This is a genomic window from Bradyrhizobium sp. BR 10289 (assembly GCF_019455385.1).
Taxonomy (GTDB): domain Bacteria; phylum Pseudomonadota; class Alphaproteobacteria; order Rhizobiales; family Xanthobacteraceae; genus Bradyrhizobium.
The window spans coordinates 212,885-230,410 of the sequence record NZ_JACOFR010000011.1 but is presented as its reverse complement, the minus strand read 5'-3'; the positions used below and the strand labels follow the sequence as shown (position 1 = coordinate 230,410).

Below are 17,526 nucleotides of genomic sequence, written 5' to 3'. Positions count from 1 at the left end.
GGTTTTGCCGTACGCACGGTCCGCCTTGGCCCGCAGTATTCCCGACCCTGTTGCCAGAGCCGGAAACTTACAGACGAGACGAACCTGACAGCGCCGTTCGTCCGCACGCGTTTACGAGCTCACGGGGACTACCCGCCCTGCCCGCAACCCTCGTGCCGACGCTGCCGCGTCCACCGCAACCCAGTCCGCGATACGTGACGACGCGCGATCGCCCCTCAAGATCGAGCCGGGATGCGCAATCCATACGACAAATCCGAATTTCGGTAAAGAGGAATATTTTTGGCGAGGCGGATTGACAGCATCCTGGGTGTCTTGCCCGTCGGGCAAATTTGGGCACCCGTAGCCCGGATGGAGCGCAGCGCGCAATCCGGGACGGTACCAAATGCGGGGCGAGCAGCCCCGGATTGCGCTTCGCTCCATCCGGGCTACGAAGCCACGCTCACCGCTTCACCGCCGTCCCATCCGCCATCGTGGTCACACCCTTCCGCTCGACGATCATCCCGTAGGCCCGCGGCTGGCGGTGGATGTCGAAATTGAAGGTCGTGCGCTTGTAGGAATGGCAGAGATCGAGATCGCAGCGCGCCAGCGCGATCTCGTCGCCCTTGGTCGTGCAGCGCGCGATGATCTCGCCCGAGGGCGCGATGATGCAGCTGCCGCCGATATGGTCGACGCCCTCTTCCACGCCCGCCTTGGCGACGCCGACCACGAAGGTGCCGTTCTGATAAGCGCCGGACTGCATCACCAGATGATTGTGGAACAGCGAGAGATCGTCATGTTCGGGTGCGGGCGGATTGTGCACCGGCGTGTTGTAGCCGATCATCACCATCTCGACGCCTTGCAAACCCATCACCCGGTAGGTCTCGCTCCAGCGGCGATCGTTGCAGATCGCCATGCCCATCACGCCGCCGAAGGCATTGGTCACGCCGAAGCCAGAGCCAGGCTCAAAATAGCGCTTCTCCAGATGCTGGAATTTGCGCCACGGTTCGTGCTCGGCATGGCCGGGCAGATGGACCTTGCGATATCTCAGGACGATCGCGCCGCTCCTGTCGACGAGAATGGAGGTGTTGTAGCGCCTGACGATGCTGTCCTCGACGGTCAGCTCGGCATAGCCGAGATAGAATCCGATGCCGAGCTCGCGGCCGAGATCGAACAGGCGTTTTGTCTCCGGCCCCGGCATTTCGCGCTCGAAGAAGCTGTCGATCTCGGCCTGGTCCTCAAAGTACCAGCGTGGGAAGAACGTCGTCAGCGCCAGCTCCGGATAGACGATCAGGTCGCAACCGTTCGCGTGCGCCTGGCGCATCAACGCCATCAGCCGCGCCACGACCTCGGTTCGCGTCTCGGATCGCGCAATCGGGCCAAGCTGGCCGGCTGCCACATTTACAAATCTCGCCACGAATCTGTCCTTCACATCTGCATGCGGCGTCGCCGCACGCTATCGCGCGGCGCACTGCCCAAATAACCCATGCAGATTCCGCGCCTGTATCGGCCACCGCGCAAGGACGGGGCGCGTTGCGCCGTCGATCGGGGAACCATCGTTGCCGATCTGCAACGGTTCCCTACGGTCTGAAGCCGGACAAGAGAAACTCCCATTCCGGCCATGAACCGCTCTCACAACGCCGTGAGACGACAGGGGATCTTACGATGCGTGCACAACGCGTTTGGAAAGTAAATGGGGCCGCCAGCATCGGGCAGCTCCAATCGAGACTGGACGATCTGAACAAGCGACTGAGCCAGCTCGAAGGCCAGAACCCGCAGAGCTGGAAGCTCGACGAGCTCAGATCGAGCGCGCTCAGGCTGTCGCGCGAGATCGACGACATCCGCTGCGCCGAGGCGACAGCGGCGTTGAGCGAGCTGCTGCGGAAGTAGCCGGGGCCGGGCAATCATCCTTGCCCAAGGAACCAACCGCGCGCGCCGCCATTTCCATGCTGAGCATGGAGCAGACTCATGACCAGGCACCTGACGCGAGCTCATCTGGCGCGCGGCGTGGCCGGCGCGGTTTCCACGCTGGTCATTTGCGCGACGGCCGCCTTCACCATCGCGCGCCATTTTGCGCTGTGAGGATTTCGCATGACGTCCGATCCCGAGGAGTCGGTGAGACTGCAGGGCTTTGGCGAGATGACGCTGCGCACGGCGGTCTCGACGGTGATGCTGTTGTCGCCGCGCGAGCGCGCGGAGGCTGCGATCTTCCGCATCCGTGATGGCGTGCGCCTGGCGGCGAGTGAGATCAGCGAGCTTGCCTCCGACTGGGGCATGACGCCGGTGGCCGAGGTCAAGTCTCCAAGACTCGTGCCGGAGCAGCACTGGCCGGAGATCCTCCGCGGCATGGTGCGCGAAGCCCCGCTGCCGTCTCTGGTGGTGGCGTTTCTGATCGGCGTGCTGGTGGCGCGGCGGTAGCCAGGCCACGGCTGCGCACGACGGGATTACTTCTGTTCTGCCGCCCGCATCTGCTCGGCGAAAGGACGCAGGGCCTCTGACATGGCGTCGAGGTGTTTCTGCCACTCCGCGCCCGGCAAGAAGGCGATCACCGGCTCATCCCCGGGTGAACCCGAGAGGTACTCGGGATTGCGCAGGCCCTCTTCGATCCCGGCTTCCAGCCTCCTGACGATGTCGTCCGGAACGCCTTTCGGGACCGCAAAGCCACGCTCGGCCGTCGTTACTACCGGAAAGCCCGCCTCCTCCGCCGTCGGAACCTCGGGCAGCGATGCAAAGCGCTTCTTCGACAGGATCGCGATGACGCGTAGCGGCCCCTTGTTGGTGCCATGCAATTCGGGAATCTCGCTGAGAGTGATCATCCCGATGTCCAGATGCCCGCCCAAGAGATCGGTCCGCTGTGCGGCTGTTCCCCGGTAGGAGATTTCGTTGGGCTCGACCTTCGCGGCAGCCCCGAGCATGCGAATGGCCAGATGACCGTTGGTGCCGGCGCCATTGTGACCAAAGGTCACCGAGCCAGGCTTGTCGCGCAGCGCGGCAACGACATCCGCAAGATTGCTGAATTTGCTGTCCGCGGGCACCACGACGACGTTCGGATCTTCGACGACGCGCGCGACCAGCCGGATGTCGTCCGTGCTGTATTGGGTTTTGCGGGTCATCGGCAGGAAGTTGTAGCCGGGGACGTTGACGACGCCGATCGCATGGCCGTCGGGCGCCCCGCGCGCGATCGACATGAAAGCGATCTCGCCGCCGGCGCCGGGCTTGTTCAGCACGACGAATTTCGCCTTGCCGCCCAGCGCACGCTCGACGAAGGGAAGCAGCTTGCGCGCCATCACATCGGTGCCGCCGCCTGGCGCAAAGCCCACCACGACCTCGATGGGCTTGTCTTCGGGCCATGCGGCCCATGCCGGGCTACAGCAGGCAGCCAAGCCAAACGCAGCCACGAGCGCGACAATCTTCCTGTTCATGATTTCCAGCCCTGTTTCTTGTTTTTGGCCGATCTTGCCGATCGGGTGTTTGCGCATTTAGCCGGCAAGCTGACGGAATGGCAACCGGTCTGCCGCGGGACGTTTACGCCATAGGCGGCTGACGATGACCGAGCGGATTGCTGGCACGCGGAACCAAACGCTGCGTGCAACTTTCTTCTAGTGAAACCTCGCATCAGCAAGGTCGACCGGAGAGGAAGTGCGGCATGCTGCGCGAAGGCAAGGACGGAGAAATATTCGACCGGACGGGCAACGTCGCGGCCGCCATCGCGGAGGAAGGCCTGCGCTACGTGAGCGACGCTGCAGCGGGCTACACTCGCAAGCGCGCCGGTACGTCATTTGCCTACTACGACAAGGATGGCAAACGCATCACCGACAAAGCGATTATTCGCCGCATCAAGTCGATCGGCATCCCGCCGGCCTACGAATCCGTCTGGATCTGCCCGTCCGCCAACGGCCACATACAGGCGACGGGCCTCGATGCCCGGGGTCGCAAGCAGTACAGGTACCATCCGAAGTGGCGCGAGCTACGGGAGCAGAACAAGTACGAGCATATCATGCAATTCGCGCAGGCTTTGCCGGCGCTGCGCGCCCGCGTCGCCTCAGACATGACGCGGGACGGCCTCCCTCGCGAAAAGGTACTGGCAACGATCGTGAGCCTGCTGGAGAAAACACTCATACGCGTCGGCAACGCGGAGTACGCCGAGAAGAACAAGTCGTACGGCCTGACGACGATGCGACGCAAGCACGTGGAAATCGGCAGAGGCGTGCTGCGCTTCGACTTCACCGGCAAGTCCGGCAAACAATGGAAGCTCCAGGTGGAAGATAAGCGGATTGCAGCCATCGTGAAGCGCTGCGCCGAGATTCCCGGGCACGAGCTCTTCAAGTATCTGGACGGCGACGGTACCTCACGGACTGTGGATTCCGGCGACGTCAACGGCTACATCAAGGATGTCACAGGAGAAGACTTCACCGCGAAGGACTTCCGCACCTGGGCCGGTACCATCCTGGCGGCGCTCGCGCTGTCGGAGTTCAAGAAATACGACAGCGCGGCAGAGGCCAAACGCAATGTCGTCGCGGCCATCGAAAACGTCGCCAAGCAACTCGGCAACACTCCCGCCATTTGCCGAAAAAGCTACGTGCACCCGGAGATTTTCAACGCCTACATGTCCGGCGATCTGGTGAAGATGCTTGACGCGAGGATTGCCCGCAAGTTCAAGCAGCAATACGCCGAACTCAGCCCGGACGAGATCATGGTTCTGGCCTTTCTCCACAAGCGTCTGCGGGCCCTCAAGCCCGCCGCTTAGAGGAGCAGTCAGACCGCTGCTTCGAATACCAATCCGCGTATGGCGAGTTCTTCACCAGGTGCCGGTTGAAATCCGGGGCGCCGTCGTCCCACCAGACTGGCCCTCGCTCGCCCAAGCGGCGCTTCGCCTCATCTACCCGCCGATGAGCTTCGAGCTCCGCGTCCCGGTCCCCGACACCTTTTGCCGCCTTGACGGCGCGTCGCGCATCCATGAGCTCTTTGACCAGACGCGCCTTTTCACGTGGCTCAAGGTCGGGATCGCTGAGGCGCCACAGCTTTCCCTTCACGACGAAGTAGCGCCGGTCCGGCGTCACGGGATGCTTGATGCCGGCCATGAATTAAAGGATGCGCTTGCTCTTGGCCGCCGTGAAGAACATGCCTGATAAGGAATGGCTAGTCACGAGCACTGCTCAGGACCCTCTATTTGGTCCGGACAGTCTTGGCACCGGCAGACTTGAGCGCGTCGACGAGGCGATGCGTATCGTCACCATGGAAGTTGACCGATACCTCGATAGGCCCCTCGAGCTTGGCGCCGCGCTCCGGTTCGGGCACAGCCTTCGCGTCGGCACCGACAGGCCTCTCGCCAGCAGTGTTATTGGAGCCAGTCGGCTGCACGAACACGTCGCCCCTCGGAACGCCGTATTCTTGCACCACGTGCTCGACTGCAAGCTCCGCCGCGCGGCGATTATCGAATTCGGCGATAAGGGTGCATTCCATGCCCGCTCCTTTCACGATGCGGGCGTCAACCGGTGGCGCAGGCTGAGGTTCCTATCCGGGATGATCGACGGTTGCGAGAACGCGATCGCATCGCTGGTCGATTCAGGGATGAAAGAAGAAGGTCCAGATCGCGACCATGATCACGGCGGCAAGTGCCAGACTCAGGAGCAGCATCACCAAGACGCCTCCGCGGGGCGCCGCTTGGTGTGCTTCCGTTGAGCGTTCCGCAATCTTTTGTTCTCGCGCGTGCATGACGTCCTCCTTCAACACAAAAGCCGCGACGCGAGGATGGTTCCTGGAGGAACGCGCCATGGCCGTCTGCGTTCGGACCTCGAAGGAGCACATCATGACCGAAAAATTCAATCCGGCGCCGCCGGACAAGCACGCCGAGGACCCGAAGCAGAGCGTGAAGCAGGACACAAAGCGTGACGATGAGCTGGACAAAGGTCTCAAGGACACTTTCCCCGCATCCGACCCGGTCAGCAGCACGCAGGCCTCCAGCGCAACGCCTGACGCCTGACGCCTGACGCCTGACGAAGGCACTGTGGGATAGGCAGGCCTATGACATCAACTTTCATGCAGGAGCGGAGAAGTAAGTGATGGGTTTCGCTGCTCTCTACCCACCTTCCGAACTGCTACGGCAGATCGTGCCGCGTTCTCTCAGCCTCTCGGCCATTCACCCCTTCGACCATCGAGCACATCATTGATCGGCCAGCTCGAGCTTGGGAAGAGACCGAGTTGAACAAGGCGCGAGCTGCCTGCATCACCCCGTATCCGGCTATTTCCGGTCAGCCCCATATCCTCGAGACACTCGACCAGCATGCGGCGCCGATAGGCCTATGGCCGAATGCCAAGCCATGCCACCGGAACAAGCCGCCCTGCGAGGGCCAAATCGGCCGTGGACCCGTCCGGAAAATCGTTGCAAAAGGGAGACCTGAGGCGCCGGCGGCCGGTCCGCCAAGCCTCTAGGAAAACGTCGACTTTTGGAAGAATGGTCGGAGTGGCAGGATTCGAACCTGCGACCCCTGCGTCCCGAACGCAGTGCTCTACCGGGCTGAGCCACACTCCGACAAGAGGCCGGCTTATAGCGTCGGGCTTGGCGCACCGCAAGCGGGCGATATGAGGAATTTTGTCCCTGTGAAAACGGGTCTTGAAACACTGGTTTTACCGGCAGGCAGCGCGGCCGCCGAGGCCGCGGCCCGGACCCTCGCTGCGGGCGGGCTGGTCGCGTTCCCCACCGAGACGGTCTACGGGCTCGGCGCGGACGCCGCCAATGCGACGGCGGTTGCCCATATCTACAGCGCCAAAGGGCGGCCAGCCTTCAATCCGCTGATCGCGCATGTCCCGGACCTTGCCGCCGCGCAGGCCATCGGGCGGTTCGACGCGCGGGCACTGGCCCTTGCGCAAGCGTTCTGGCCGGGGCCGCTGACGCTGGTGGTGCCGAAGACAGAGGGTTGCCCGGTGTCGGACCTCGCCACCGCGGGGCTCGACACGGTCGCGATCCGCATTCCCGCCCATCCGGTGGCGGAAGCGATCCTGCGCGCCTTTGGCGGGGCGGTGGTGGCGCCGTCCGCCAACATCTCCGGCCACGTCTCGCCGACGCTGGCCGCGCATGTCGAGAGCGATCTTTCCGGGCGGATCGACCTGATCGTCGACGGCGGGCCGGTTGCGGTCGGTGTGGAATCGACCATTGTCGGCTGCTTCGAGGCGCCGATGCTGCTGCGGCCCGGCGGGCTGTCGCGGGAGCGGATCGAGGCGGTGCTGGGCGCGCCGCTGGCGCGGCCGCCGGTCGAGCCCGAGAGCGACGACAGCCAGCCGCTGGCGCCGGGCATGCTGGCCTCGCATTACGCGCCGCGCGCAAATGTGCGGCTGCGCGCACAGGACGTTGCGCCTGATGAGGCGCTGCTGGCGTTCGGGCCTGCGCGCCTGCCGGGGCTCGAGGCCGCCGCTGCCGTCATGAATTTGTCGCCCGCGGCTGATCTCGATGAAGCCGCCGCCAATCTGTTCGGCTATCTTCGCAGCCTGGATGCAAAAGCGCCAAAGGCGATCGCGGTGATGGCGATTCCCGAAGAAGGCTTGGGCGAAGCGATCAACGACAGGCTGCGGCGCGCGGCTGTTGCGCGATAAAGAGTAGAGACGAGACGATGAACATCAACAAGCCTGCCACCCCTCCACTTGCGCCCGAGCTGATCGAGCAATTCCGCAAGATCGTCGGGGACAAGCACGCGATCACCGATGCGGCCGATATGGAGACGTACCTCACCGAGGAGCGCAATCTGTTCCACGGCCGCTCGCCGCTGGTGCTGCGTCCGGGCTCAACGGCGGAAGTCTCAGCAATATGCAAGCTCGCCTCCGCGCACAAAATTGCGCTGGTGCCGCAGGGCGGCAACACCGGCCTCGTCGGCGGCCAGACGCCGCATAATGGCGAGGTCGTGGTGTCGCTGCGGCGGCTGGACAAGATCCGCGAGGTCGACACCGCCTCCAACACCATGACGTGTGAGGCCGGCGTCGTGCTGCAGATCGCGCAGCAGAAGGCGTCCGACGTGGACCGGCTATTTCCGCTCTCGCTGGGCGCGGAGGGAAGCTGCACCATCGGCGGCAACCTCTCGACCAATGCCGGCGGCACCGCCGCGCTCGCCTATGGCGTCGCGCGCGAGATGGCGCTGGGGCTGGAAGTGGTGCTCGCCGACGGACGCGTGCTCAACGTGCTCTCGAAGCTGAAGAAGGACAATACCGGCTACAATCTGCACAACCTCTTCATCGGCGCGGAAGGCACGCTCGGCATCATTACCGCTGCGACATTGAAACTGTTTCCGAAGCCGCGGGCGGTCGAGACCGCCTATGTCGGGCTGAAATCGCCGGCGGCGGCCTTGAAGCTGCTGACGATCGCGCAGAGCGAAGCCGCCAATACGTTGACGAGCTTCGAGCTGCTCTCGGAGATGGCGGTCGATTTTTCGGTCCGTCACGGCATCGACGTGCGCGATCCGCTAGCCGAGAAGCATCCCTGGTACGTGCTGATGGAATTGTCCTCGCCGGGCGACGATGCCCGCACGCCGCTGGAGACGATTTTGGGCCGCGCCATGGAGGAAGAGATCGTCGACGATGCCGTGATCGCGTCGAGCCTTTCCCAGCGCAACAATTTCTGGAAGCTGCGCGAGGAGATGTCGTCGGCACAGAAGCCCGAGGGCGGCTCGATCAAGCACGATATCTCGGTGCCGGTTGCCGCCGTGCCTGAATTCATCGCGGAAGCCAACGCTGCCGTCGTGAAGCTGATCCCCGGCGCGCGGCCGGTGCCGTTCGGCCATCTCGGCGACGGCAATCTGCATTACAATGTCAGCCAGCCGATCGGCGCCAACACCGCGGATTACCTCGCGCGCTGGCACGAGATGAACGCCGTGGTGTTCGAGATCGTGCTGCGCATGGGCGGCTCGATCTCGGCCGAGCACGGCATCGGCGTGCTCAAGCGCGACGAGCTGCCTGACGTCAAGGACAAGACCGCCATCGAGCTGATGCGCTCGATCAAGGCGATGCTCGATCCGCACGGCATCATGAATCCGGGGAAGGTGCTGTGAGCGTACTTGCAATCGAGGCGATCGGGGATGCCGATGTGGAGCCGGTGGTCGCGCTGTGGCAGCGCTGCGGCCTGACGCGGCCATGGAACGATCCCCATGCCGACATCGCGCTGGCGCGGCGGCGCGACAATTCCACCGTGCTGATCGGCCGCGACAATGGCGCGATCGTCGCGACCGTGATGGTCGGCCATGACGGCCATCGCGGCTGGGTCTATTACGTCGCGGTCGATCCGGATTGCCAGAAGCGCGGCTATGGCCGCGTCATCATGGCGGCGGCTGAAGACTGGCTGCGCAGGGCCGGCATCGCCAAGCTGCAGCTGCTGGTCCGCCGCGAGAACGCCAAGGCGAATGCGTTCTATCAGTCGCTCGGCTTCGAGGAATCGACGTCGGTGATGTTCCAGAAATGGCTCGACGGCCGCGATACGACGCCAAGCAATTGAGATCCAGCCATGACCATTTCCGACCGCGTCCGCATCAAGGACGTCCGCGTGCTCTCGGACGGCTGGACCACGCTGAAGAACACGACGTTCGAATACCGCCGCGCCAATGGCGAGTGGCAGACGCAGCACCGCGAGACTTATGAGCGTGACAATGCCGCCGCCATCCTGCCGTACAATCGTGCGCAGCGCAGCGTGATCCTGGTGAAGCAGTTTCGCCTGCCGGCGTTCATCCGCGGCTATGACGATCTCCTGATCGAAGCGGCCGCCGGTGTGCTTGACAACGCCGAGCCCGAGCTGCGCATCCGCGCCGAGGCCGAGGAAGAAACCGGCTATCGCCTGCACCACGTCGAAAAAGTGTTCGAGGCCTTCATGAGCCCCGGCTCGGTGACGGAAAAACTGCATTTCTTCGTCGCCGAGTACGAGCCTTCGATGCGGGTCAGCGACGGCGGCGGCCTCGCGCACGAGGGCGAGGAGATCGAGGTGATGGAGCTTTCCATCGACGAGGCGCTCGCAATGATCGCCGACGGCCGCATCATCGATGGCAAGGCGATCATGCTGCTGCAATACGCAGCGCTGCATATTTTCAGATAAGTGCCGACCTCCCCGTTGAGCAAGGCCGCAACTATCTTTAGTCTGTCGTCTACAAGAACCTAGGAGACGCGCCCATGTCCGCTCCGCGCGACGACGATTTCGGCTTTGCGCCCGACTATGATTCCCCCGTTCCCTATATGCAGCGCACGCGCGATTATTACGCGGCGATCGGCTACACGACTGCGTATCGCTGGGCGCATTACACCGAGGCGCCGTTTCAGCCGCTGAAGAAGCCGCTGGCGCAGTCGCGCGTCACCATCATCACCACCGCTGCGCAATACGACCCCACCAAGGGCGACCAGGGGCCGGGCGCGGCATATAACGGCAGCGCGAAGTTTTACCAGGTCTATGACGGCGACACGTCGAAGCAGCACGATTTGCGCATCTCGCATATCGGCTATGACCGCAAACACACCAGCGCCACCGACAGCGGCACCTGGTTTCCGCTGCCGCAGCTGCTGAAGGCTTCGACAGCGGGGCGCATCGGCGAAGTCGCCCCGCGCTTCTTCGGCGCGCCGACGAATCGCAGCCATCGCGTCACGCTCGACACCGACGCGCCGGAGATTTTAGCACGCTGCGTTGCCGACAAGGTCGACGTCGCGGTGCTGGTGCCGAACTGCCCGGTCTGCCACCAGACCACCGCGCTCGTGGCGCGGCATCTCGAGGCCAACGGCATCCCGACCGTAATCATGGGCTGCGCCAAGGACATCATCGAGCACGCCGCCGTGCCGCGTTTCCTGTTCTCGGACTTCCCGCTCGGCAATTCCGCCGGCAAGCCGCATGACACGGCCTCGCAGGCGCAGACGCTGGAGCTCGCGCTTCGCGTGCTGGAGACCGCGAGCGGCCCGCAGACCACGATGCAGTCGCCGCTGCGCTGGAGCGCGGATGCGTCCTGGAAGCTCGACTACAACAATGTCGCGCAGCTGTCGCCGGAAGAGCTGGCGCGCCGCCGCGCCGAATTCGACAAGCAGAAGGAGATCGCGCGCGGCAACCGCGCTGCCTGACGTCCTCCGATAACAACAACAAGGGAGTGAGACGTGACGCGACCATTCGAGGGCGTGAAGATCCTGGATTTCACGCAAGTGCTGGCCGGTCCCTACGCCAGCTATCAGCTCGCGCTGCTGGGCGCCGACGTCATCAAGGTCGAGCGGCGCGAGGGCGAGGACATGCGCCGCACGCCGCTGTCGCGCGAATGGGCCGAACGCGGCCTCGCACCGGCGTTCCAGGCCATCAACGGCAACAAGCGCAGCCTGACGCTCGATCTGCAAAAGCCCGACGCCATCGCGATCGTGAAGAAGCTCGCCGCGACCGTCGACGTCGTCATGGAGAATTTTCGCCCGGGCGTGATGGACAAGCTCGGTATCGGCTATGAAGCCCTCTCCGCGATCAATCCAAAGCTGATCTATTGCGCGGTGTCGGGCTTCGGCCAGACCGGCCCGGACCGCCTGCGGCCCGGCTATGACGGCAAGATGCAGGCGCTGTCAGGCATCATGGCGATCACCGGCCATCCCGAGACGGGGCCCACCCGCGCGGGCTTTGCGGTGTGCGACGTGCTTTCGGGCGCCACGGCCGCGTTCGGCGTGTCGAGCGCGCTCTACCAGCGCGACCGCACCGGCAAGGGACAGCTCGTCGACGTCTCCATGCTGGAGGCGACGATGGCGTTTCTCTCGGGGCAGATCGCGGATTGGTCGGTCGCCGGCCATCGCCAGCAGCTGTCGGGCAACCAGGCGGTAAGCCGCAGGACCACGGCGAATTTGTTCAAATGCGGCGACGGCCACATCCTGCTCGCCGTCAACAACGAGAAGCAATATCGCGCGCTGATGTCGGCGCTCGGCCGCGAGGACACGCTGAGCGACCCGCGCTTCGCCGACTGGTTTGCCCGCAACGAGAACGAGCCCGCGCTGCGCGCCATCATCGAGGAGGCACTCGCGAAACGGCCGGCGCGCGAATGGGAGACGGTTCTGGAAGATGCCGGCGCGCCCTGCGCCAGCATCTGGAAGGTCGAGGAGGTCATCGATCATCCCCAGATCAAGGCCCGCGGCGCGATCCAGGAGCTGGACACGAAATACGGCCGCCTGCGCTTTGCCGGCAGCGGCTTCAAGCTCGCCCATGGCGGCGGCAAGCTCGACCGGATGGCGCCGGAGCTCGGCGCAGATACGGATGCGGTGCTGGGCGAGCTGGGGTTCGACGCGGCGGAGATCGCTGAGTTAAGGGCAAAGGAGATCGTTTAAACTCCGTTGCCGTAGGGTGGGCAAAGGCGCAACGCGCCGTGCCCACACCTGTAGCCTTCGCGCACAATCGTGGGCACGCTTCGCTTTGCCCACCCTACGGCACCACGCTAGAACAACGACCCCTGCCCGTCATCTGATGACGCAGCCGCAACCTTCCGCACCGCCTTCTTGGGCTTTGCGGCCTCGGCTTCCGCTCCCATCTGTTCCGCGCTGATCGGCAGCACGAGCTGATCGTCATCATTGGCCACCCGATTGACGCGGGTGGAGACCGGGTGCCAGACGAATTCGCCGGGGCGCGGCGCCGTCATCAGCGGCAGGATCGCATCGACCTCATCGCCCCTGATATCGAGCCATCGCTCGAAATCGCGCGGGCTGATCGTGACCGGCACGCGGTCATGCAAGCTCGCGAGGTCCTCGCCCGCAGCCGCCGTGACGATCGCGACCGTGTCGAGCTCCTCGCCGTTCGGCCCGACCCAGGTCTCGAACACCGCGCCAAACCCGAGCGGCCCGCCGTCGGCGCGGTGGATGAAGAACGGCTGCTTGCGGCCGCCCTCCGACTTCCATTCGTAATAGCCGTCGGCCGGGATCAGGCCGCGCCGCCGCCGGATCGCCTTCTTGAACGCGGGCTTCTCCAGCACCGTCTCCGAGCGGGCGTTGATCAGGATTGTAAATCCGCGGGGATCCTTCACCCAGCTCGGCAACAGGCCCCAGCGCATCAGGCGGAAATGGCGCGCGCCGTTCTCGACCAGTACGACCGGAATCGGTTGCGTCGGGGCGACATTGTACCGTGGCGGGAAATTCGGCTGCTCGATATAGCCGAACAGTTGCCGTAAAGCCTCGGGGGCTGACGTTATGACGAAGCGTCCACACATGCTTGGGCGACAATATAGGGTCCGTTCAGGTCCTTTTAACCCCAAACGCTAACACTGCGGCAGATGAGCTCAATGGCCTCCCAACCCGCGCGGGCGCATGTACAGACGGGCCCCGAGGCTGCGGCCTGGGCGGAACGGCTGCGCGTGGCCAATATCAACCCGCGGACCGGGCTTGCCACCGACTATCTCAACCATTTCAATGAAGCCGTGATGCTGCTGGAAATGGTGCCCGACATGCCTGAATGCGCGGAAGACTTTCTGACCTGGTCGCCGCTGTCCTATGCCGAGCATTTTACGGCGTCCAATTTCAAGGCACGCGATCTCGCCATCGAGGCCTATGAAAAGGCCGATCCGACCGTACGCGCCCAGTTCGACCACATCACCGACACCATGACCTCGATCCTGACCGCCGTCGGCTCGGCCATGCGGGAGGTCGAGAAGGACACCACCCGCGTTCGGCTGGCCGAGCAGGCCACGGCCTGGGTCAAGCCGCTGATCGCAGCCTGCGGCGGCATCATCAATGGCGGTGCGGAAGCCGACGTCGACACCATCATGGCGAATTGACGCCGTGGCGTCCGTCGTCCAGCCCACCCGTCCCCAGATCGCGGTCAGTGCCGCGATTTTCCGCGACGGCAAGGTGCTGCTGACCCGCCGCGCCCGCTCCCCTGCCAAAGGCTTCTATTCACTGCCCGGCGGCCGGGTCGAGTTCGGCGAATCGCTGCACCAGGCCCTCAAGCGCGAGGTCGACGAGGAGACCGGGCTCGGGATCGACATCGTGGGCCTGGCCGGCTGGCGCGAGGTGCTGCCGGCCGCCCCCGGCGCCGGCCATTACCTGATCATGTCCTTTGCCGCCCGCTGGGCGGCCCGGGAACCGGCCCTGAACGACGAGCTCGACGATTACCGCTGGATCGCCCCGGACGCCCTGGCGGACCTCGGCGACCTCAAGCTGACCGGGGGGCTGGAGGAGATCATCCAGTCGGCCCACCGGCTGGTCGGCCCCTGACCATCCTGCCTTGCGTCATTAGTCCTGAGCGGGCATACACCCCGCCGATGTCCACGCGATTTCTGGCCATTTTTGCTCTCATTCTCGCCTGCGCTTCCACGCCCGCGAGGGCCCAGGACGTGGCGGCGCCGTTTGACGGCGATTTGCAGCGGCTGGCGGAGATCCTCGGCGGCCTGCACTATCTGCGCGGCATCTGCGGCTCCAACGAGGGCAACAAATGGCGCAGCGAGATGCAGGCGCTGATCGATGCCGAAACCCCCTCCGGCGAGCGCCGCACCCGCATGATCGCCGGCTTCAACCGCGGCTATAACGGCTTTCAGCAGACCTACCGGAGCTGCACGCCGGCGGCGACGGTGGCGATCCGCCGCTACATCGAGGAAGGCTCGAAGATCTCGCGGGATCTCACGGCGCGTTACGCGAACTGAGCTCTCTCCACGTCATTCCGGGGCTCGCGAAGCGAGAGCCCGGAATCCATTGGTCCACCGTCTCTGAGGCCCAATGGATTCCGGGCTCACGACTTCGTCGCGCCCCGGAATGACAGGTGCGGACGCGTGACGGGAACCCTGTCATCGTCTTTGTTCACAGCCGTTAACCGTTCTTAAAGATGTGGCCTAGCGGTCGTTAACGCGCGTGCTACACCTCATCTGCAGCGCATCGCCGTGGATCGCGCCCCAGCCCTGATCGAGTTTCATGAGCCAGCCGATTTCCTACGCCCCCGCCCGCGCGCCGCTGCCCGATCACGAGCAGAAGCAGGCCGCACTAAGCTATCTCAACGAGGCCTGGGCCGAAGCGCGCCATGACGGCGTCGACGGCGACTGCCTGGCGCAGGCGAGCCTGTTTGCGGCCTTTGCCGAGCTCGTCGGCACCTATGGCGAGGACGCGGTGGCGAAGTTCGTCGAGGGTTTTCCGGGCCGCATCCGCAACGGCGAATTCTCCGTCGACATCTGCCGGCAGTAAACGCTTCGACGCCTAATCCGTTTCGATCGGCAGCGACGGGTCTCTCGCCCACTCCCCCATCGAGGCGTCGTACAGCGTCAGCTTGTCGTAGCCGAGCTGCGTCAGCATGAGCAGGTCGATCGTTGCGGAGATGCCGCCGCCGCAATAGCAGATCACGGTCTTGTCGCGCGTGACGCCCTGGGCGGCGAATTTCGCTTCGGCATCCGCAAGGCTCGTCAGCGTCTTGTCGGACCTGGCGAGCGTCGCCGCAGGAACGTTGACGCTGCCGGGCACGCGGCCGGGCCGGCCGTAGCGGCTCGGCTCGAGACCCTGATGAAATTGTGGCCCCAGCGCGTTGACGATCACGGTCGAGGGATCGCCGATCCGCGCCTTCACAATGGTCTTGTCGACGAACAAGCCCGCGCGCGGTGAGGCCTTGAAGGTCGTGGCCGGATAGCTCTTCGGCGCGCCCGTCTCGATCGGGCGTCTCTCTTCCTTCCATTTGTCGAGACCGCCGTCGAGAACGCGCGCATCGACACCCAGCGAGCGCAGCATCCACCAGAACCGCGTCGACCACATCATGGTGCCGATGCTGTAGAGCACGATGGTCTTGGATGCATCGGCGCCGTGGCGGCCGAACGCGGCTTCGAGCTGGGCGACGGCGGGCATCATGAAGAATTGCTGCGCGGAAGCGTCGGAGAACTCGCCCTGCAGATCGAGGAAATCGGCGCCGGGAATGTGGCCGGCTGCGAAGGTCTTGTCGCCAGGGACGGCGCGATAGGGCACATCGCTCCCCGGCGGCACCGGCTCGTTGTAGGTCGTGCAATCGTAGAGGCGGAGGTCGGGATCGCCCAGAATGGCGGCGAGTTGCTCGGTGGTGATGAGGGCAGTTGGCTGGGACATCGGACTCTCCCAATCTAAGCTGGCGCTTCACGGCACACTGTCATTGCCCGCGAAGGCGGGCAATCCAGTATCCAGAGGCCGGAGTTGTATCAGCCAACTCTCGCCGCGGAGTACTGGATGCTCCGCCTGCGCGGGGCATGACAGCGGAGCGAGACGGCAGACCGCGCCCCTACTGCTTCAGCGTCTCCAGGAACCGCACTGGCTCGCCCTGCGAGGCCGTCACCAACTCGCCCTGCCACATCACGCGGCGGCCGCGGATGAAGGTGCCGACGGGCCAGCCGGTGACGCGGACGCCGTCATAGGGCGTCCAGCCGGCCTTGGAGGCCACCCATTTGTTGGTGATGGTCTCGCTGCGCTTGAGATCGACGATGGTAAAATCGGCATCGTAGCCGGCGGCGATGCGGCCCTTGCAGGCCATGTTGTAGAGGCGCGCGGGACCGGCGCTGGTGAGATCGACGAAACGAGCCAGCGTCAGCCGACCCGCATTGACGTGATCGAGCATCAGCGGCACCAGCGTCTGCACGCCAGTCATGCCCGAGGGCGAGGCCGGATAGGTCTTCTGCTTCTCTTCGAGCGTATGGGGGGCGTGATCGGAGCCGAGCACGTCGACGATGCCCTGCTCGATGCCGCGCCAGATGCCGGCGCGATGATCGGCGCCGCGCACCGGCGGGTTCATCTGCGCCAGCGTGCCGAGCCGCTCGTAGCAGTCGGGCGCCACCAGCGTCAGATGATGCGGTGTCGCCTCGCAGGAAGCAACGTCCTTGTGGTCGCGCAAAAACTCGATCTCTTCCTTGGTCGAGATGTGCAGCACGTGGATGCGTTTTCCGGTCTCGTGCGCGAGCTTGACCAGACGCTGCGTCGCCATCAGCGCCGCGGTCTCGTCGCGCCAGACCGGATGGGAGCGCGCGTCGCCCTCGATGCGCAGCGGCTTGCGCTCGTTGAGGCGGTACTCGTCCTCGGCGTGGAAGGCGGCGCGGCGGCGGATCACCTGGAAGATGCGGCGCAGGCTCTCGTCGTCCTCCACCAGCAGCGCGCCGGTGGACGAGCCGATGAACACTTTCACGCCCGCGCAACCCGGCGCGCGTTCCAGCACCGGCAGGTCCTGCACGTTCTCGCGGGTGCCGCCGATGAAGAAGGCGAAATCGCAATGCATGCGGTGATGCGCGCGCTTCACCTTGTCGGAGAAGGTGGCTTCCGTCACCGTGAGCGGCGAGGTGTTCGGCATCTCGAACACGGCGGTGACGCCGCCCATCACGGCGCTGCGCGAGCCGGTCTCGAGGTCTTCCTTCTGCTCCAGCCCGGGCTCACGGAAATGCACCTGCGTGTCCATCACCCCGGGCAGAATGTGCAGGCCCTTGCAGTCGATCACTTCAGCCGCGGAGGCTTGCGACAACGGACCCAGCTCGGCAATCCGGCCGTTGGCGATGCCGATATCGCGAACACCCTCGCCGTCTTGGTTGACGACGGTGCCGCCTTTGAGGATCACATCGAAACGCTGGGTCATGGGGCCTCTCTCATCCTCAGGGCGCAGGGCTCGAG

General features: G+C 64.6%; 22 protein-coding genes and 1 tRNA gene. 14 read left to right on the top strand and 9 right to left on the bottom strand.

Going from position 1 to position 17,526, the window contains the following annotated elements; all coding sequences use genetic code 11:
* Window positions 1-439: 439 nt before the first annotated feature.
* Window positions 440-1,393 (bottom strand): N-carbamoyl-D-amino-acid hydrolase, encoded by a 954-nt coding sequence (locus HYH08_RS20265; RefSeq protein WP_220011570.1) that lies wholly within the window; start codon window positions 1,391-1,393, stop codon window positions 440-442.
* A gap of 248 nt (window positions 1,394-1,641) precedes the next feature.
* Between HYH08_RS20265 and HYH08_RS20260 the strand changes: the two genes are divergently transcribed.
* Together HYH08_RS20260 and HYH08_RS20255 are read left to right on the top strand one after the other, a co-directional pair.
* Window positions 1,642-1,866 carry a hypothetical protein gene (locus tag HYH08_RS20260; protein ID WP_220011569.1) on the top strand — a complete coding sequence of 75 codons (225 nt, stop codon included), beginning with the start codon at window positions 1,642-1,644 and terminating at the stop codon, window positions 1,864-1,866.
* A 201-nt stretch (window positions 1,867-2,067) separates the two neighbouring features.
* Window positions 2,068-2,394 carry a hypothetical protein gene (locus HYH08_RS20255; protein WP_220011568.1) on the top strand — a complete coding sequence of 109 codons (327 nt, stop codon included), beginning with the start codon at window positions 2,068-2,070 and terminating at the stop codon, window positions 2,392-2,394.
* A gap of 26 nt (window positions 2,395-2,420) precedes the next feature.
* On the opposite strand, the gene HYH08_RS20250 is transcribed toward HYH08_RS20255, so the two are convergent.
* Window positions 2,421-3,455, bottom strand: coding sequence for a Bug family tripartite tricarboxylate transporter substrate binding protein (locus HYH08_RS20250; RefSeq protein ID WP_220011567.1), 1,035 nt, complete (start codon window positions 3,453-3,455; stop codon window positions 2,421-2,423).
* Window positions 3,456-3,622: 167 nt separating this feature from the next.
* On the opposite strand from HYH08_RS20250, the gene HYH08_RS20245 reads away from it, so the two are divergent.
* A complete protein-coding gene (locus HYH08_RS20245) occupies window positions 3,623-4,723 on the top strand; it encodes a DNA topoisomerase IB (RefSeq protein WP_220011566.1) in 1,101 nt (366 codons plus the stop codon).
* Here the strand turns inward: HYH08_RS20245 and HYH08_RS20240 are convergent.
* The 3 genes from HYH08_RS20240 to HYH08_RS20230 all read right to left on the bottom strand — a co-directional run bounded on the left by HYH08_RS20240 (window position 4,707) and on the right by HYH08_RS20230 (window position 5,751).
* Window positions 4,707-5,057: a hypothetical protein gene (locus HYH08_RS20240; RefSeq protein ID WP_228747956.1), complete on the bottom strand. Its 351-nt coding sequence runs from the start codon at window positions 5,055-5,057 to the stop codon at window positions 4,707-4,709. The genes HYH08_RS20245 and HYH08_RS20240 overlap by 17 nt on opposite strands.
* An 85-nt stretch (window positions 5,058-5,142) precedes the next feature.
* On the bottom strand, window positions 5,143-5,439 hold the full coding sequence (locus HYH08_RS20235; protein WP_220011565.1) for a hypothetical protein: 297 nt from the start codon (window positions 5,437-5,439) through the stop codon (window positions 5,143-5,145).
* Between the two features lie 102 nt (window positions 5,440-5,541).
* On the bottom strand, window positions 5,542-5,751 hold the full coding sequence (locus HYH08_RS20230; protein ID WP_220011564.1) for a hypothetical protein: 210 nt from the start codon (window positions 5,749-5,751) through the stop codon (window positions 5,542-5,544).
* 34 nt (window positions 5,752-5,785) lie between these two features.
* Here HYH08_RS20230 and HYH08_RS20225 point away from each other — a divergent pair, with 34 nt between their 5' ends.
* A complete protein-coding gene (locus HYH08_RS20225) occupies window positions 5,786-5,959 on the top strand; it encodes a hypothetical protein (protein ID WP_220011563.1) in 174 nt (57 codons plus the stop codon).
* 472 nt (window positions 5,960-6,431) lie between these two features.
* Here the strand turns inward: HYH08_RS20225 and HYH08_RS20220 are convergent.
* Window positions 6,432-6,508 (bottom strand) — tRNA-Pro (locus HYH08_RS20220).
* A 68-nt stretch (window positions 6,509-6,576) separates the two neighbouring features.
* Between HYH08_RS20220 and HYH08_RS20215 the strand changes: the two genes are divergently transcribed.
* From HYH08_RS20215 to HYH08_RS20190, 6 genes are all read left to right on the top strand, one after another.
* The gene (locus tag HYH08_RS20215) at window positions 6,577-7,566 is read left to right on the top strand and encodes an L-threonylcarbamoyladenylate synthase (RefSeq protein ID WP_220011562.1); all 990 of its coding nucleotides are present in this window, start codon (window positions 6,577-6,579) and stop codon (window positions 7,564-7,566) included.
* A gap of 17 nt (window positions 7,567-7,583) precedes the next feature.
* Window positions 7,584-9,011 carry an FAD-binding oxidoreductase gene (locus HYH08_RS20210; protein ID WP_220011561.1) on the top strand — a complete coding sequence of 476 codons (1,428 nt, stop codon included), beginning with the start codon at window positions 7,584-7,586 and terminating at the stop codon, window positions 9,009-9,011.
* A complete protein-coding gene (locus HYH08_RS20205) occupies window positions 9,008-9,451 on the top strand; it encodes a GNAT family acetyltransferase (RefSeq protein WP_220011560.1) in 444 nt (147 codons plus the stop codon). Before HYH08_RS20210 ends, HYH08_RS20205 begins: the two co-directional genes overlap by 4 nt.
* Window positions 9,452-9,460: 9 nt before the next feature.
* A complete protein-coding gene (locus HYH08_RS20200; RefSeq protein ID WP_220011559.1) occupies window positions 9,461-10,042 on the top strand; it encodes an NUDIX hydrolase in 582 nt (193 codons plus the stop codon).
* Window positions 10,043-10,116: 74 nt separating this feature from the next.
* On the top strand, window positions 10,117-11,046 hold the full coding sequence (locus HYH08_RS20195; RefSeq protein WP_220011558.1) for a glycine/sarcosine/betaine reductase selenoprotein B family protein: 930 nt from the start codon (window positions 10,117-10,119) through the stop codon (window positions 11,044-11,046).
* 33 nt (window positions 11,047-11,079) lie between these two features.
* Window positions 11,080-12,273 (top strand): CaiB/BaiF CoA transferase family protein, encoded by a 1,194-nt coding sequence (locus HYH08_RS20190; protein ID WP_220011557.1) that lies wholly within the window; start codon window positions 11,080-11,082, stop codon window positions 12,271-12,273.
* A gap of 107 nt (window positions 12,274-12,380) precedes the next feature.
* On the opposite strand, the gene HYH08_RS20185 is transcribed toward HYH08_RS20190, so the two are convergent.
* Window positions 12,381-13,145, bottom strand: a complete 765-nt coding sequence (locus HYH08_RS20185) for an SOS response-associated peptidase (RefSeq protein WP_220011556.1) — start codon at window positions 13,143-13,145, stop codon at window positions 12,381-12,383.
* Between the two features lie 63 nt (window positions 13,146-13,208).
* On the opposite strand from HYH08_RS20185, the gene HYH08_RS20180 reads away from it, so the two are divergent.
* The 4 genes from HYH08_RS20180 to HYH08_RS20165 all read left to right on the top strand — a co-directional run bounded on the left by HYH08_RS20180 (window position 13,209) and on the right by HYH08_RS20165 (window position 15,105).
* Window positions 13,209-13,709, top strand: coding sequence for a hypothetical protein (locus HYH08_RS20180; protein ID WP_220011555.1), 501 nt, complete (start codon window positions 13,209-13,211; stop codon window positions 13,707-13,709).
* 4 nt (window positions 13,710-13,713) lie between these two features.
* A complete protein-coding gene (locus HYH08_RS20175; RefSeq protein WP_220011554.1) occupies window positions 13,714-14,148 on the top strand; it encodes an NUDIX hydrolase in 435 nt (144 codons plus the stop codon).
* Window positions 14,149-14,195: 47 nt separating this feature from the next.
* Window positions 14,196-14,573, top strand: coding sequence for a TIGR02301 family protein (locus tag HYH08_RS20170; protein WP_220011553.1), 378 nt, complete (start codon window positions 14,196-14,198; stop codon window positions 14,571-14,573).
* Between the two features lie 265 nt (window positions 14,574-14,838).
* Window positions 14,839-15,105: a hypothetical protein gene (locus tag HYH08_RS20165; RefSeq protein WP_028134933.1), complete on the top strand. Its 267-nt coding sequence runs from the start codon at window positions 14,839-14,841 to the stop codon at window positions 15,103-15,105.
* 12 nt (window positions 15,106-15,117) lie between these two features.
* Here HYH08_RS20165 and HYH08_RS20160 read toward each other — a convergent pair whose 3' ends face one another.
* Both HYH08_RS20160 and HYH08_RS20155 read right to left on the bottom strand, forming a co-directional pair.
* Window positions 15,118-15,987 carry a sulfurtransferase gene (locus HYH08_RS20160; protein WP_220011552.1) on the bottom strand — a complete coding sequence of 290 codons (870 nt, stop codon included), beginning with the start codon at window positions 15,985-15,987 and terminating at the stop codon, window positions 15,118-15,120.
* Between the two features lie 169 nt (window positions 15,988-16,156).
* Window positions 16,157-17,491 carry a dihydroorotase gene (locus tag HYH08_RS20155; protein ID WP_220011551.1) on the bottom strand — a complete coding sequence of 445 codons (1,335 nt, stop codon included), beginning with the start codon at window positions 17,489-17,491 and terminating at the stop codon, window positions 16,157-16,159.
* Between the last annotated feature and the right edge of the window lie 35 nt (window positions 17,492-17,526).